This window comes from Polaromonas sp. Polasp52, from assembly GCF_059491565.1.
In genome coordinates, this window is record NZ_CP168513.1 from 2,404,945 (window position 1) to 2,419,617 (window position 14,673).

General features: G+C 66.4%; 14 protein-coding genes. 9 read left to right on the forward strand and 5 right to left on the reverse strand.

Annotated elements, in window-relative coordinates; all coding sequences use genetic code 11:
- Positions 1-61: 61 nt before the first annotated feature.
- The 7 genes from ACEN9P_RS11330 to otnI all read left to right on the forward strand — a co-directional run bounded on the left by ACEN9P_RS11330 (position 62) and on the right by otnI (position 8,099).
- Entirely contained in the window at positions 62-1,006 is a 945-nt protein-coding gene (locus ACEN9P_RS11330; protein WP_495621998.1) for a chromate resistance protein ChrB domain-containing protein, read from the forward strand.
- On the forward strand, positions 1,003-2,352 hold the full coding sequence (gene chrA, locus ACEN9P_RS11335) for a chromate efflux transporter (RefSeq protein WP_477714050.1): 1,350 nt from the start codon (positions 1,003-1,005) through the stop codon (positions 2,350-2,352). Before ACEN9P_RS11330 ends, chrA begins: the two co-directional genes overlap by 4 nt.
- Positions 2,353-2,361: 9 nt before the next feature.
- Positions 2,362-3,270 carry a Fe-Mn family superoxide dismutase gene (locus ACEN9P_RS11340; RefSeq protein WP_495621999.1) on the forward strand — a complete coding sequence of 303 codons (909 nt, stop codon included), beginning with the start codon at positions 2,362-2,364 and terminating at the stop codon, positions 3,268-3,270.
- Positions 3,271-3,280: 10 nt separating this feature from the next.
- Positions 3,281-4,207: an amidohydrolase family protein gene (locus tag ACEN9P_RS11345; protein ID WP_495622000.1), complete on the forward strand. Its 927-nt coding sequence runs from the start codon at positions 3,281-3,283 to the stop codon at positions 4,205-4,207.
- 18 nt (positions 4,208-4,225) lie between these two features.
- Positions 4,226-5,263 carry a Cj0069 family protein gene (locus ACEN9P_RS11350; protein WP_495622001.1) on the forward strand — a complete coding sequence of 346 codons (1,038 nt, stop codon included), beginning with the start codon at positions 4,226-4,228 and terminating at the stop codon, positions 5,261-5,263.
- 110 nt (positions 5,264-5,373) lie between these two features.
- On the forward strand, positions 5,374-7,260 hold the full coding sequence (locus ACEN9P_RS11355) for a SulP family inorganic anion transporter (protein WP_495622002.1): 1,887 nt from the start codon (positions 5,374-5,376) through the stop codon (positions 7,258-7,260).
- Between the two features lie 5 nt (positions 7,261-7,265).
- Complete coding sequence (gene otnI, locus ACEN9P_RS11360) at positions 7,266-8,099, forward strand: 2-oxo-tetronate isomerase (RefSeq protein WP_477662174.1); 834 nt, start codon at positions 7,266-7,268, stop codon at positions 8,097-8,099.
- A gap of 28 nt (positions 8,100-8,127) precedes the next feature.
- Here the strand turns inward: otnI and alkB are convergent, their stop codons facing one another.
- The 4 genes from alkB to ACEN9P_RS11380 all read right to left on the reverse strand — a co-directional run bounded on the left by alkB (position 8,128) and on the right by ACEN9P_RS11380 (position 12,494).
- Complete coding sequence (gene alkB / locus ACEN9P_RS11365) at positions 8,128-8,781, reverse strand: DNA oxidative demethylase AlkB (protein WP_495622003.1); 654 nt, start codon at positions 8,779-8,781, stop codon at positions 8,128-8,130.
- Between the two features lie 36 nt (positions 8,782-8,817).
- Positions 8,818-9,543 (reverse strand): 2OG-Fe(II) oxygenase, encoded by a 726-nt coding sequence (locus ACEN9P_RS11370; RefSeq protein WP_495622004.1) that lies wholly within the window; start codon positions 9,541-9,543, stop codon positions 8,818-8,820.
- Between the two features lie 100 nt (positions 9,544-9,643).
- Positions 9,644-10,060 (reverse strand): Cu(I)-responsive transcriptional regulator, encoded by a 417-nt coding sequence (gene cueR / locus ACEN9P_RS11375; protein WP_495622005.1) that lies wholly within the window; start codon positions 10,058-10,060, stop codon positions 9,644-9,646.
- Positions 10,053-12,494: a heavy metal translocating P-type ATPase gene (locus tag ACEN9P_RS11380; RefSeq protein WP_495622006.1), complete on the reverse strand. Its 2,442-nt coding sequence runs from the start codon at positions 12,492-12,494 to the stop codon at positions 10,053-10,055. Before ACEN9P_RS11380 ends, cueR begins: the two co-directional genes overlap by 8 nt.
- 153 nt (positions 12,495-12,647) lie before the next feature.
- Here ACEN9P_RS11380 and ACEN9P_RS11385 point away from each other — a divergent pair, with 153 nt between their 5' ends.
- Both ACEN9P_RS11385 and asd read left to right on the forward strand, forming a co-directional pair.
- Positions 12,648-12,836 carry a heavy-metal-associated domain-containing protein gene (locus tag ACEN9P_RS11385; protein WP_477662179.1) on the forward strand — a complete coding sequence of 63 codons (189 nt, stop codon included), beginning with the start codon at positions 12,648-12,650 and terminating at the stop codon, positions 12,834-12,836.
- Between the two features lie 72 nt (positions 12,837-12,908).
- Positions 12,909-13,757, forward strand: coding sequence for an archaetidylserine decarboxylase (gene asd, locus ACEN9P_RS11390; protein ID WP_495622007.1), 849 nt, complete (start codon positions 12,909-12,911; stop codon positions 13,755-13,757).
- Here asd and ACEN9P_RS11395 read toward each other — a convergent pair.
- Positions 13,754-14,620, reverse strand: coding sequence for a DUF72 domain-containing protein (locus tag ACEN9P_RS11395; protein WP_477662181.1), 867 nt, complete (start codon positions 14,618-14,620; stop codon positions 13,754-13,756). The two genes, asd and ACEN9P_RS11395, sit on opposite strands and share 4 nt — an antisense overlap.
- Between the last annotated feature and the right edge of the window lie 53 nt (positions 14,621-14,673).

Sequence of the window (14,673 nt, forward strand, 5' to 3'; positions counted from 1 at the left end):
TTTCAGCACAAATTCGGGCAACCCCCTTGTAACGTTCATCACTTTATGAGATATTTGCTTCATGAATGACTGGCTAATCCTTACGGCGACACTGCCGACCACGCCGAGTGGTCTGCGGGTTCGGGTGTGGCGCGCGCTCAAGGCGACAGGTGCGGGAACGCTTCGGGAGGGGGTCTATGTTCTTCCGGCGATCGCGCCCTCCGCCCGTGCTCTCCGGGACCTCGCCAAGACAATTGCCGACGCTGGCGCTGATGCCCACTTGCTCGAGTTGCGGGCGCGCGATGCGGCTCAGGAACAGGCGTTTCGGGCCCTGTTCGACCGCTCCGAGCACTATGCGGAGCTGTTGCAGGCCGTGAAGGACGCGCGCAAGAGCATTGGGAAGGCCACTGAAGCGGAGCTCCACAAGACATTGCGCAACCTTGAGCAGCAGCTGCAGCAAATCCAGGCGAGCGACTTCTTCCCGAGCGAGGACGGCACCGGGTGTGTTGACGCGGTCACGACGCTGCGCCGTGAGATTGAACTTCATCTCTCACCGGACGAGCCCTCGCCTACGAAGGCTGTTGTCCCCTCGCTCGCCATCGCGGACTATCAGGGACGTACCTGGGCCACCCGAAAGCGCCCGTGGGTAGACCGTCTGGCCACCGCCTGGCTGGTCAGTCGCTTCATCGATAAGTCCCCGAGCTTCATCTGGCTGTCGGATCCCAAGAAGTGCCCCAAATCGGCTCTCGGCTACGACTTCGACGGCGCGACCTTCACGCATGTGGGTGAACTGGTGACGTTTGAAGTCGTCGCCAAGAGCTTCGGTCTCGAAGAGAAGCCCGCCCTGGCGCGGCTCGGGCAGCTCGTGCACTACATCGACGTCGGCGGTATTCCGCTCGACGAAGCGCCGGGTATCGAAATGATCGTTCGTGGCTTGCAAGCGCAATACGCAGACGACGACGGGCTGCTTGAAGCGGCTTTCGCCTTTTTTGACACCCTGCACGCTGCTTTGAAGGCCGCAAAATGACAACGCATACCCTGGACCAAACGGCCCCCGAACCCATCACCCGGGGACAAGCGTTCTCCTTCTGGCTGAAGCTTGGCTTCATCAGCTTCGGCGGGCCAGCCGGGCAGATTGCCATCATGCACGAGGAGCTCGTGGAGCGCCGGCGCTGGATTTCCGAGAATCGCTTCCTGCACGCCCTGAACTACTGCATGCTGCTGCCCGGCCCGGAGGCGCAGCAGCTTGCGACCTACATCGGGTGGTTGATGCACCGGACCTGGGGCGGCATTGTCGCCGGCGGGCTGTTCGTCCTGCCGTCGCTGTTCATCTTGGTTGCGCTGTCCTGGGTCTACATGGCTTTCGGCCACGTCCCGGCCATCGCGGGCCTCTTCTACGGCATCAAGCCCGCGGTCACCGCACTGGTCGTGCATGCCGCGTACCGGGTCGGCTCCCGCGCCCTCAAAAACGGCTGGTTATGGGGCATCGCGGCCGCGGCGTTTATCTCCATCTTTGCATTCAACATACCCTTCCCGTTGATCGTGCTCGCGGCGGGCACCATCGGCTACTTCGGCGGGAAGTACGCACCCGACAAGTTCAAGACCGGCGGCCACGGCGCTTCCACCAAGCAGTTCGGCCCGGCCCTCATCGATGACCACACGCCCACGCCCGCCCATGCGCTCTTCACCTGGAAGCGCGTCAGGCAAGTGCTGCTAGTTTGCCTGGGCCTGTGGACAGCCGCTATTGCGACACTTGCCGCCGCGTATGGGTGGGATGCGGTGCTCACACAGATGGGATGGTTCTTCACCAAGGCCGCGCTGTTGACGTTTGGCGGCGCCTATGCGGTGCTGCCCTATGTCTACCAGGGCGCAGTGGACAACTACCAATGGCTCACCGGCCCCCAGATGATTGACGGCCTGGCGCTCGGCGAGACCACGCCCGGTCCGTTGATCATGGTCGTCGCGTTTGTCGGCTTCGTCGGTGGGTGGACCAAGGCCATTTTCGGCCCCGAGTCGCTGTTTCTGGCCGGTGCTGCCGCGGCGACGGTGGTCACCTTCTTCACCTTTCTGCCGTCGTTCTTCTTCATCCTGCTCGGAGGGCCTTTCATTGAGTCCACGCACGGCAACCTGAAGTTCACGGCCCCGCTGACCGGCATCACAGCCGCCGTGGTGGGCGTGATCTTGAATCTCGCCGTGTTCTTTGCCTACCACGTGCTCTGGCCGCAAGGCCTCTCCGGCCGTCTCGAGTGGGCTTCAGCCGTCATCGGAGTAGCGGCCGCCGTGGCGCTGTTCCGCTTCAAGGTTGGCGTCATTCCCGTCGTGCTGGTCTCCGGCATCGTCGGCCTGGCGCTGCGGCTTAGCAACGTTATTTAAAGGTGCACCATGAACGCTCGAATTCACGACCTCTCCTTCGACCCTGCCGGCATGAACGGCCTTTCGGAAAAGTTGCTGCGCAGCCACCACCAGAATAACTACAGCGGTGCGGTCAAGCGGCTCAATGCCATCCGCGGCCGGCTGCGGGAGATGCCTTTCACGACGGCCACCGGCTTCGAGCTGAATGGACTCAAGCGCGAGGAGCTTATCGCCACGAACTCGATGCTGCTGCACGAGCTGTACTTCGACTGCCTCGGTGCCACCGGTGAGCCGTTGGCACCTGCAGCGGTGCTCGCGCTGCAATCGAATTTCGGCAGCGTTGAACGATGGCGTGAGGAGTTCACCGCCATGGGCAAGGCTTTGGCCGGTGGCTCCGGCTGGGTGCTGCTGGTATTCCAGCCGCGCGAAGGAACCCTGGTGAACCAGTGGGCCGCCGACCACACGCACGCGGTGGCTGGCGGCATCCCCATCCTGGCACTCGACATGTACGAGCACGCCTACCACCTGGATTTCGGCGCGGCCGCCGGGCAGTATGTGGACGCCTTTATGGAGAACATCAACTGGACGCGAGTGTACGAGCGCTACCAGGCCGCCGTGGAGACCTCAAGCGAACCGTTTTCCGCCACTGCGGACGACCTCGCCGGCGCTCACGTTCTGGACGTCCGCCGGGCCGGCGTCTTCGACCAGGCGGACACCCTCATCCCTGGCGCGGAATGGCGAGACCCGGCCGAAGTAAACGCCTGGTCCGCGCAGTTGCCCAAGGACAAGCCTGTGATGGTCTATTGCGTGTATGGGCACGAGGTCGGGCGATCCACAGCCATGCGCCTGCGCGCGGCTGGCGTCGATGCCAGGTTCCTGAGCGGCGGCATCGACGGCTGGAAAGCCGCCGGCCGGCCGCTCGCGCCGAAGAAAGCCTGAGGAGTGATTTGTGGACGTGATCGATTTTCACTGCCACTTCGCCGGCACGGGGATTCCCATCGATGCGTCCAGGGGCAACGCACCGGCACAGAAGGAGTTCTGGGACGGCGTAACCAGGCGGCTGACGCAAGAGGAGGCTTTGCTTGCATCGCTGCAGACAGCGGGCGTCACGAGCCGCGTCATCAATACGTCCCTCGAGTTCGTCCTGGCTCCGGGTGAGGAGGCTAACTTCGACACCGTCCGCCGAATCAACGACTCGATCGCAGAGGTCACGCACCGCCATGGCGGCATGTTGCATGGACTCGCCACCGTGGATGCCTACCGCGGCGAAGAGTCCGCCCGCGAATTGACGCGAGCGGTCAAGGAGTTGGGCCTGAAGGGTGTATTTATCGAGAGTGCGAAGGGCGATCTGTTGCCCGATGCACCGGAGGCCAGGCCGACCTTTCTTGCCGCATCGGAGCTGGGCGTTCCCGTGTTCTTGCACCCGGTGCCGGATGCGGTTCTGCGCCGGAAATTCAGGTGCACGGGGAAGTTCGGCGAGCGGCTTTCGCGCAGCGCGATCAATGGCGCCGCGTTGCTTGCCATGGTGCACGCCGGGATGTTCGAAGAGATGCCCAACCTGGATGTGGTCGTGACTGCGCTCGCGCTTGGAGGCTTGATGGTCGGCGAGTGCCTGGCAGATGGAGCGCGGATCGGAAAACACGCGTCACCGCGGCGCAACGTCTACATCGACACGACGGGCATGCACCCGGTCATGCTGCGTGCGGCCATCGACCTCGTCGGCGCGGACCACGTCGTCACCGGCACAGATTGGCCGGTCGTGACCGAAACGGATCTGCCGGCCCGACTCGCCGGCCTGTTCAATCAGTGCGGCCTCGGTGCGGCCGACCGAGAGCTGATTGCCAACGCGAATGCGCGGCGCCTGTTGCACGCGTGAGCCATCCAGGAGCTGATCATGCCCGGACCCTGCGTCGCACTGCTTTATCCCGGCGATCGCCCCATGCGGGATCGCGCCGATCCGGCTGAAAGCCGCTTTGCCGCCTTGTTCGAAGCGTTTGCAAGTGCCGGGATGTCGGCCGTCCCGGCCGTTTACAACGACGCTTTTGCCGAAGAGGTGGAGACGCAGCTGCGCGCCTGCGCCCTGGTGCTTGTCTGGTGCAACCCCATCGAAGGCGGCCATAGGCGGGACATCCTGGACGCGATGCTGCGGCGGGTTGCCGACTCCGGAGTGATTGTCAGCGCGCATCCCGAGACCATCCTCAAGCTGGGAACCAAGGACGTGCTGTTGCACACGCGGGATCTTCCGTTCGGCAGCGACGTCCGCCGCATCGAAAGCCTCCGTCAACTTGAAGAGGAGTTGCCGCAACGGCTTCGCGGGGGCGCCAGGGTGCTCAAGCAACATCGCGGCCACAGCGGCATCGGCGTCTGGCGCGTGGAATTGCTGGACCCTGCGGCCGGTACTCAGCGCTTGCGGGTGTGCCACGCCCAGCGTGGCAGCGCCGAGGAGCTGATGGAGCTTCCCGCACTCCTGGCAAGGCTGGCCCCGTACTTCGAACCGGAGAATGGCGGACACATGATCGACCAGGCATGGCAATCGCGGTTGGCCGAAGGCATGGTTCGGGCCTATCTCGTGGAGGATCGTGTCCAGGGGTTTGGGCACCAGTTGGTGAACGCGCTTTACCCCGCCGCGCCGGGTGAGCCCGCCCCGCAACCAGGCCCGAGGCTGTACCACGCGGCGAACCTGCAGCAATTCCAGGCGCTGAAGGAACGGCTCGAGACCGGGTGGATCGAATGGTTATGTGCGCGTGTCGGCCTCGCGCGCGAGCAGCTTCCCTTTTTATGGGACTGCGACTTCATGTTCGGCGAACGCCCGGTCGACGCATCGGAGCGCTATGTGCTCTGCGAGATTAACGTCAGCAGCGTAGCGCCGTTCCCGGACTCCGCGATTCAGCCACTGGTTTTGGCTGTGCAACGTCGTCTGGAGCAGATTTGATCCAGGTGATCGCGGCTTCGGCCCTGGCCGGGTTGCTGCTGCGCCTGTCCGGCCTGGCCTGATCGCCCGGGGCGGCCGGCATGCCGGGCGCGGTATGCTCAAGCCTTGTGATGGAACCCTCAGCCGCCCCAGCACCCCGGTCATCAATTCCGCTCCTGGAACGCCTGTTCGGCGACTGGGTGCGCGAAGTGTCGCCCGCCACCCTGCGGGCCGACGCGATGGCCGGCCTGCTGGGCGCGGTGCTGGTACTGCCGCAAGGCATTGCCTTCGCGACGCTGGCCGGCCTGCCGCCGGCCTACGGCCTGTACACCGCCGTCATTCCCTGCATCATCGCCGCGCTGTTCGGCTCCAGCCGGCATGTCATGTCGGGCCCGACCAACGCCAACTCGCTGGCCCTGTTCGCCATGCTCTCGCCGCTGGCCATGGCCTTCAGCCCGCTGTATATCCAGCTCGCGCTGGCTGTCACCGTGATGGTGGGCGTCATGCAGTGGCTGATAGGCGCGCTGCGCCTGGGCGTGCTGGCCAACTTCATCTCGCCGGCCGTGCTTTTCGGTTTTACCTCGGGCGCCGCGCTGCTGATCGCCGTGCACGCCCTGCCCGACTTGCTGGGCCTGGCGGCCGCGCCGGAGCACAGCGCGGCTGCCGTGCTGGGGCATGCGCTCACGAACCTCACTTCCGCCCAGCCGCTGGCGCTGGGCGTCGCGGCCATCACGCTGGCTGTGGCTCTGCTGCTGCGCCGCCTGCGCCGCAACTGGCCTTATATGCTGATCGGCCTGGTGGTGGCCACCGCGCTGGCCTGGGTCTGGAGCGGCTGGCTGTACCCCGGCGCCCAGCCCTCGGCCGCGCTGCGCACCGTGGGCCAGATTCCCGTGCCCTGGCCGCGCTTTGAATTGCCGCGCATCAGCTGGGCACAGGCCGCCGACCTGGTCGGCCTGGCTTTTGCACTGACCATCGTCGCGCTGGGCCAGGCGATCTCGATTGCCAAGACGGTGGCGCTGCGCTCCGGCCAGCGCATAGACGCCAACCGCGAGTTCCGCGGCCAGGGCCTGTCCAACATCGTGGGCGGGTTTTTCTCGAGTTATGTGTCCTGCGGCTCCATGAACCGCTCCATGCCCAACCTGGAGGCCGGCGCGCGCACGCCGCTGGCCTCGGTGTTCTCCGCCCTGCTGTTGCTGGCGCTGGTGGCCCTCAGCGCGCCGCTGCTCGCGCAGATCCCCATGGCCGCGCTGGCGGCGCTGCTGGTGCTGGTGGCTTTCGCGCTGCTCGACGCCGCGCGCTGGCGCCAGCTGTTCAGCTTGAGCCGCAGCGATTTCGGTGTGGCCCTGGCCACCATGGCGGCGACCGTCACCATCCGGCTGGAAATCGCCATCCTGCTGGGCATGATCTTGTCGCTGATGTCTTTTCTCTACCGCACCTCAAAGCCCGCGATGCGCACCATGGGTTTTGACAGCCGCGGCCTGGACCGCCAGTTTGTGGTGATAGACAACTCGCCCGATGCGGGGCTGGAAACCAAAAAAACGTCGGGCCCTGACGGGCCCGACGAGGGGCCGCGCCAGGCGCTGCCGGAGTGCCCGCAGCTCAAACTGCTGCGCATGGAGGGCGAGGTGTATTTCGGTGCGACCCAGCATGTGGCCGACATCCTGCACGCATTGCGCACCCAGCCCCAGCCGCAAAAACACCTGCTGGTCATGGGCAAGAGCATGAACTTCATCGACCTGGCCGGCGCCGAGCTCTGGGAGGCCGAACTCGCCGCGCGCCGCGCCATGGGCGGCGACCTGTACTTCCACCGGCCGCGGCCCGAAGTGATACGCATGTGGCGCAAGACCGGTTTCACGAGCGTGCTCGGGCCCGAACACCAGTTTCCCGACAAGTTCACCGCGATCGCCACCATCTTCAACAAGCTGGACCCGGACATTTGCCGGCACTGCACGGCGCGCATATTCTGGGAATGCCAAACCGCGCCCGGTCCTGGCACAGCCGCCGCAGCCGCCGCCTGAAGCCCATGCCCCAATTCGCCGCCAACCTCAGCTGGATGTACACCGAGCTTCCCATGGCCGAACGCTTTGGCGCCGCCGCGCGCGATGGCTTCACGGCCGTGGAGATCCTCTCGCCCTACGTTTGGGCGCCGGACGAACTCAAGGCCATGCTGCAGCGCAACGGCCAGCAGCTGGTGCTGTTCAATGCGCCGCCGGGCGGCGTGGACCCGGCCGGCATCGAGAAAGCCTGGGCCTCCTCGCAAAAAGGCACGGCCTGCCTGCCCGGCCGTGAGGCCGAGTTCCGCGCCGGCATCGCCATCGCGCTGGAGTACGCGCAGGCCCTTGGCTGCCCGCGCATCCATGTGATGGCCGGCGTGCTGCCCGCGGGCATGGAGCGCGAGGCGGCGCAGCCCACCTATGTGAACAACCTGCGCGAGGCGGCCGCGCTGGCCGCCAGGGTGGGCGTGGACCTGCTGATAGAGCCCATCAACACCCGCGATATCCCGCGCTTTTTTTTGAACCGGCAGGACCATGCGCACGAAATCATCCGTGAAGTGGGCGCGGCCAACCTCAAGGTGCAGATGGACCTCTACCACTGCCAGGTCGTTGAAGGCGACCTGGCCATGAAGCTGCGCAAATACCTGCCCACCGGCCATGTCGGCCACCTGCAGATCGCCGGCGCGCCGGGCCGCCACGAGCCCGACGTCGGCGAAATCAATTACTCCTATCTATTTGCGCTGCTCGATGAACTGGGCTACGGCGGCTGGGTGGGCTGCGAATACAAACCGCTGCGCGGCGCCCAGGCCGGCGCCACAAGCGACGGGCTGGGCTGGCTGAAAAAATTTCGCGAACGCGCCTGAGCGCGTTCGAAGCCCATTCAGCACCTGCTTAGCGCGCGCAGCGAAACGTCAAATTGATGCGCTGCCTGCCCAGGCGCACATGCTCACCCTCGGCCAGCGGTGCCACGCCGTGGTAAGCCAGCCGCGACGCACCGCCCCACACCGCCACGTCGCCATGCAGCAGGCGGTAGCGCGCGGGCTTGTCGCTGCGATTCAAGCCGCCGAACAGGAACACCGCCGGCAGGCCCAGCGACACCGACACAATCGGCGCATCCAGCTGGCCTTCGTCCTTGTCCTGGTGCAGCGACAGGCGCGCGCCGGGTTCATAGCGGTTGATCAGGCAGGCGTCCGGTCGGAAGTTGCCAAAGCCCGCCTCCGCCGCGGCCTTTAAAGCGAGCCTGGAAAAACAATCCGGCATGGGCGGCCAGAGCTTGCCCGAGAGCGGGTCCCTGGGGTCATAGCGGTAGCCGCTGCGGTCCGATACCCAGCCCAGTTCACCGCAGTTGCTCATGGCGACCGACATGGTGTAGCCGCCCGGCGTGACCAGGTGGCGCAGCGGTGCTGCCGCAGTGACTGCGTCCACGGCCTGCAGCAAGGCTTCATCAACCTCCAGGGCAAAGCCGCGCAATAGAGCCGCGCCCGGGGCGATCGTCTCCGGAGCCGCATACGGCGCCGGTGCCTCATCAAAAAGCTGCAGGGTCACACCATCTCCTGGATCGCTTTGCTGCGCCAGCGGCCATCACTCAGCGTCATGAAAAATAATCCCCAGCGTATGCCGGTGGCCGCTGCGCACCGTACTCACGCCGTGCCGCATGTTGACGCGGTAAAAGCCGCGGTTGCCCTGCACCGGCCGGTGGTGCACGGCAAACACCACGGCATCACCCTGCTGCAGCGGCACCACCTCGGGCCGCGACTGCATGCGCGGGCGCTGCTCGGTCAGCACAAATTCGCCGCCGGTGAAGTCTTCGCCCGGCCGCGACAGCAGCACCGCGACCTGGAGGGGGAACACATGCTCGCCATACAGGTCCTGGTGCAGGCAGTTGTAGTCGCCGGGCCCGTATTGCAAGAGCAGCGGCGTGGGCCGCTGCTGGCCGGCCTGGTGGCAGCGCGCGAGAAAATCGGCGTGGTCGGCCGGATAGCGGACATCTATGCCCATGGCCTGGTTCCAGGCATTGGCCACGCCGACCAGGCGCGGATACAGCGTGGCGCGCAGCCGCGCCACGCTGTCCGGCAGCGGGTAGCTGAAGTACTGGTATTCGCCCTGGCCGAAGCCGTGGCGCTGCATCAGCACGCGGCTGCGGAAATGGCGCGTGTCGGCATACAGCTCGGCCACGGCCCTGCATTCGCGTGCGCTCAACAATTGCGGGAGCACGGCGTTGCCGTGGAGGTCCAGCGCGGCGGTGGTGGCCGCCCAGTCATCCGTCTCGGCGGGCAACAGGGAAAGTGTGCTTGAAAGAGGTGGCATGCGGCGGTCCGTGAGGCGATGAAAGAACCATCAATACCCCCAGGATAAATCCGCCGGCTCGCTTGCGCTCGCCGAAATCGGACATTTCATTGGGCCCTGCTCAGGCCGCCAGCTCGGTCAGGATGGGGCAATCCGGCCGGCTGTTCCCCTGGCAGCAGTGCGCCAGGTGGCCCAGGGTCTGCTTCATGGCCTCCATCTCGGCAATGCGGCGTTCCAGGTCGGCCACATGGGCCAGCGCGATGCGTTTGACGTCGGCGCTGGCGCGGCGTTTGTTCTGCCACAGCTTGAGCAGCTCGGCGATCTCGGCCATGCTGAAGCCCAGCGCGCGGGCGCGGCGTATGAAGCGCAGGGTATGCACCTCTTTTTCGCCGTACTGGCGGTAGCCCGCGTCGCTGCGGTGCACCGCCGGCAGCAGGCCTAGCGATTCATAGTGGCGAACCATCTTGGCCGACACGCCGGAACGCGCGGCAGCCTGGCCGATGTTGAGCGGGCCAGTGCCATCAACGGTTTCAGTCATGGGTGTTTCCTTTCCAGCGCCGCAGCAGCAAGGCGTTCATCACCACGCTGGCGCTGCTCAGCGCCATGGCGGCGCCGGCGATCACCGGGCTCAGCAGGCCCAGCGCGGCCAGCGGTATGCCAACCACGTTGTAAACAAAAGCCCAGAACAGGTTCTGGCGTATCTTGGCGTAGGTGCGGCGTGAAATGTCGACGGCGCCGGCCACCAGCGCCGGGTCGCCGCGCATCAGCGTGATGCCGGCCGCATGCATGGCCACGTCGGTGCCGGTGGACATGGCAATGCCCACGTCGGCCGCGGCCAGGGCCGGCGCGTCGTTGATGCCGTCGCCCACCATGGCCACGCGCCCGCCTTGTGCCTGCGCGCCGGCCTTGAGCCGGCCGATGATGGCGGCCTTGTTCTCCGGCAGCACCTGGCTGTGCACGAGGTCAATGCCCAGTTGCCGCGCCACCGCTTCGGCGCTGCCGCGGTTGTCGCCGGTCACCAGGGCGGTCTGGATGCCCAGCGCGTGCAGCCGGGCAATGGCGGGCCCCGCGCTGGTCTTGAGCGTGTCGCCAAAGGCCAGCAGGCCCAGCAGCCGGAGCGTGCCTGTGGCGTCGGCGAGCCAGGACACGGTGCGGCCCTGGGCCTCCAGCGCTTTGGCGCGCGCATCCAGGGCCGCGAAGCTGCCCAGGTCCAGGCCCAGCTCCTGCATAAAGAGCGGGCTGCCTAGCCGCAGTTCGCGGCCGGCGACCACGGCGGCCATGCCGCGCCCGGCGACGGCCCGCAGCTGTGTTGCCGCAGGGATCTCGAGCGACTGCTCCGCCGCGCGCCGCATCACGGCTTTGGCCAGCGGGTGTTCGCTGCCGGACTGGATGGCGGCGGCCCAGGCCAGCAGTTCCTGCTCCGCGATGCCCTGGGGTTGCAGCGCCACCAGTTCGGGCTTGCCCTCGGTCAAGGTGCCGGTTTTGTCGAAGGCCACGACCTTGAGGCTGTGCGCGACTTCCAGCGCCTCGGCGTCCTTGATCAGGATGCCCTGGCGGGCGGCGGCCCCGGTGCCGACCATGATGGCGGTGGGCGTGGCCAGGCCCAGCGCGCAGGGGCAGGCAATCACCAGCACGGCGACGGCGTTCAGGACGGCGGCCTCCCAGTTCTGCGTGGCCAGGCCCCAGCCCAGCAGCGTGACCAGCGCAATGCCTATGACCACCGGCACAAAGACCGCGCTGACCTGGTCCACTAGGCGTTGAATCGGCGCTTTTTTGGCCTGGGCCGACTCCACCATGCGCACGATGCGCGCCAGCGTGGACTCCGCGCCTATGGCCGTGGTGCGCACCACGATCAGGCCTTCGGCATTGACCGCGCCGCCGGTCACACGCTCGCCCGCGTGTTTGGCCACGGGCAGGCTTTCGCCGGTGATCAGGGATTCGTCAACCTGGGTGGCGCCTTCGACGATTTCGCCGTCCACCGCGATGCGCTCGCCGGGGCGCACCACCACCAGGTCGCCGAGCTGGATGTCCTGCAGGGCCACATCCTCGTCTTTGCCGCCCTGCCGGCGGCGCGCGGTGTCGGGCCGCAGCGCCTGCAGTGCGCGGATGGCGGCGGTGGTCTGGTGCTTGGCGCGCGCCTCCATCCATTTGCCCAGCAATACCAGCGTGATGACGACGGCCGAGGCTTCAAAGTACAGATGGGCCATGCCGTGGCCGCCGTGGCGCAGCAGCTGGTAGACGCTCAGGCCGTAGGCGGCCGAGGTGCCCAGGGCCACCAGCAGGTCCATATTGCCGGTGCCCGCGCGCAAGGCCTTCCAGCCCGCGCGGTAAAAACGCGCGCCCAGCCAGAACTGCACCGGTGTGGCGATCAGCCATTGCAGCCAGGCATCGAGCATCCACTCCCGGCCGAACAGCGCGCCCACCATGGGCAGGGCCAGCGGCGCCGACAGGACTGCGGCCAGCGCGACAGGCCACCAGGCGGCGGGTTTGTTGGCGGGGCTTTCCCCGGCCGCCGGGATGTCGCGCGCCTGGTAGCCGGCCTTGGCCACTGCCGCCACCAGCACGGGCAGCATGGCGGCGCTGCCGGCCACGCTGACTTCAGCGGTTTCGGTCGCGAGGTTGACGCTGGCCAAGAGCACGCCCGGCACCTGCTTAAGCGCTTTTTCCACACGCGAGACGCAGGAGGCGCAGCTCATGCCCTCTAGCCTGAGCCTCAAGGTTTGTTCGGCCACGCTGTAGCCGGCTTTCGCGACGGCGGCCTTCAAGGTGTCCATGCCGACGTCGCCGCGCGCCTTGACGCTGGCCTGCTCGGTCGCGAAATTGACGCTGACGTCCTGCACGCCGGGAACGGCGGCCAGCGAGCGTTCCACACGCGCCACACAAGACGCGCAGCTCATGCCCTGGACGGGAAACCGCCATTCGGCCAGCGCGGCCGCGGCAGGCGGGATTTTCAGGAGGGTCGTGGTATTCATGTCAGGCAGTCTGAACCTTACCATCATGGGAGGGTCAAGCCCCGGGGACAATAGCCACAGACGCGGGGCGGGTTTGGCCGGCCTGGCTGGACTTTGCCCCCATGGGAAGGTTCAGACTCCCGCCAACCCTTTTCACCACTCTCAGGAGGCTTTATGGAATTCACGATCCCCGCCATGAGCTGCGGCCATTGCGCCGGCGCCATCACCAAGGCCGTCAAGGCACTGGACCCGGCCGCGCAGGTCCATATGGACCTGGCGTCCAAAAAAGTCGTGGTCCAGACCTCGCAAGACCGGCAGGCCGTGGCGGCGGTGCTCGCGCAGGCGGGTTATCCCGCACAGTAAGGCAGCGCCGCGCGGCGGCAAGGCGTTTGGGCGTCGATAGAATGGCCCTTCCTTCACCCTTCAAGCCGCCTAGTGTCCGACCGATTCGCCGTTCTCCCCCAATACCTGTTTCCCAAGCAGGCGCTGACTTCCTTTGCCGGTTTTGTGGCTTCGCGCGAGCGCGGCTGGGTCACGACGGAAATCATCCGCCGCTTTGTCGCCAAGTACCGGGTCAATATGGAGGAGGCGCTGAACCCGGACATCGCCAGCTACCCGACCTTTAACGACTTTTTCACGCGCGCGCTCAAGCCCGGCGCGCGGCCCCTCGCGGCGGCCGAGCTGGTGTCGCCGGTGGACGGCGCGATCAGCCAGTTCGGCGCCATTGAGAAAGACCAGATCTTCCAGGCCAAGGGCCACCGTTATTCCACCACCGCGCTGGTGGGCGGCGATGCGGCGCTGGCCGCGCGCTACCAGGACGGGCATTTCGCCACGCTCTATCTAAGCCCCAGGGATTACCATCGCATCCACATGCCCTGCGACGGCCGGCTGGTGCGCATGATCTATGTGCCCGGCGAGCTGTTTTCGGTCAATCCCGTCACCGCGCGCGGCGTGCCGGGCCTGTTCGCGCGCAACGAGCGCGTGGTCTGCGTCTTTGAGTCGGCGCGCGGGCCTTTTGTGCTGGTGCTGGTTGGCGCGACGATTGTCGGCAGCATGGCCACGGTCTGGCACGGCGTGGTCAACCCGCCGCGCGGCAAGGACGTGCGGCAATGGGACTACCCCGACGAGCCGACCTCCGCGATACGCCTGAAGCAAGGCGAGGAAATGGGCCGCTTCCTGCTGGGCTCCACCGTCGTCATGCTGTTTCCCAAGGGGCCGCTGCAGTTCAATCCCGAGTGGGTGCCCGGCCGCGAGATCCGGCTGGGCGAGGCCATGGCCTCCTAGCCCTGAGCTGGGGGCGTAAAGCCCAGGCGCTTTAAGAACGCCATGGCCGCGGCAGGCGCCCTTTCCTTGGCGCCGTTGATGAAATACACAAACACGTCGCGCGGCTTTCCCTGCGCCGGGGCTTCTTCCAGCGCTGGCAGGTCCCCGGGTGCGCCGCCCGCGGCCCATTGCCTTGCACGTTCAGCCCAGGCGTGCAGCGCGCCTTCCTCATAGCCGGTCTCCAGGCCTGCCTCGCTCATCATCAAGCGGGCATAGGCGAAGTCGCCCGTGAGGTCGGCGAAGGACGGGAACTTGTCAGCGTCGGTAAATACCGTCGCAACCCTGTAACGGCGCGCGAGCGCCAGGTAGTCGGGCGACATGAAACTTTCATGGCGCACGTCGACCACATGGCGCAACGCGAGGCCGTCCACCTGTTTGGGCAGCAGGGCCAGAAAGGCCTCGAAATCGCCGGCCTCGAACACCTTGCCGGGCATGAACTGCCAGACGATGGGGCCCAGCTTGCCGCCCAGCTCGCTGATGCCGCTTTCGGTGAAACGCTGGATGGACTCGCCCGCCTCCGCCAGCACGCGGCGGTTGGTCGCGTAGCGCGAGGCCTTGAGGGAAAACACGAAGTGGTCCGGCGTCTCTTCATGCCACTTTCTGAAGCTGGCCGGCTTGAGCGTGCCGTAATAGGTGCCGTTGACCTCGATGGCGCTCAGCTGGCGGCTGGCGTATTCGAGTTCCCGGCTGTGTGGCAGGCCGGGCGGAAAAAAGCTGCCGCGCCAGGGCTCAAAAGTCCAGCCGCCCACACCCGCGCGTATGCGGGCATCGACGGTGGAAGGCGCGGCGGAAGATGGCGCTTGCGCGCGGCTGGCTGGTGTCATGGCGGCTCCGTGGCGTACTTGTCTGGTCTCTCGTCCAAATAGAGGAGATATCT

Excerpts from the sequence above, each read along its gene's own strand:
- ACEN9P_RS11330 (WP_495621998.1), top strand. The coding sequence starts at position 62 with ATGAATGACTGGCTAATCCTTACGGCGACACTGCCGACCACGCCGAGT.
- chrA (WP_477714050.1), top strand. The coding sequence starts at position 1,003 with ATGACAACGCATACCCTGGACCAAACGGCCCCCGAACCCATCACCCGG.
- ACEN9P_RS11340 (WP_495621999.1), top strand. The coding sequence starts at position 2,362 with ATGAACGCTCGAATTCACGACCTCTCCTTCGACCCTGCCGGCATGAAC.
- ACEN9P_RS11350 (WP_495622001.1), top strand. The coding sequence starts at position 4,226 with ATGCCCGGACCCTGCGTCGCACTGCTTTATCCCGGCGATCGCCCCATG.
- ACEN9P_RS11355 (WP_495622002.1), top strand. The coding sequence starts at position 5,374 with ATGGAACCCTCAGCCGCCCCAGCACCCCGGTCATCAATTCCGCTCCTG.
- otnI (WP_477662174.1), top strand. The coding sequence starts at position 7,266 with ATGCCCCAATTCGCCGCCAACCTCAGCTGGATGTACACCGAGCTTCCC.
- ACEN9P_RS11370 (WP_495622004.1), bottom strand. The coding sequence starts at position 9,543 with ATGCCACCTCTTTCAAGCACACTTTCCCTGTTGCCCGCCGAGACGGAT.
- cueR (WP_495622005.1), bottom strand. The coding sequence starts at position 10,060 with ATGACTGAAACCGTTGATGGCACTGGCCCGCTCAACATCGGCCAGGCT.
- ACEN9P_RS11380 (WP_495622006.1), bottom strand. The coding sequence starts at position 12,494 with ATGAATACCACGACCCTCCTGAAAATCCCGCCTGCCGCGGCCGCGCTG.
- ACEN9P_RS11385 (WP_477662179.1), top strand. The coding sequence starts at position 12,648 with ATGGAATTCACGATCCCCGCCATGAGCTGCGGCCATTGCGCCGGCGCC.
- ACEN9P_RS11395 (WP_477662181.1), bottom strand. The coding sequence starts at position 14,620 with ATGACACCAGCCAGCCGCGCGCAAGCGCCATCTTCCGCCGCGCCTTCC.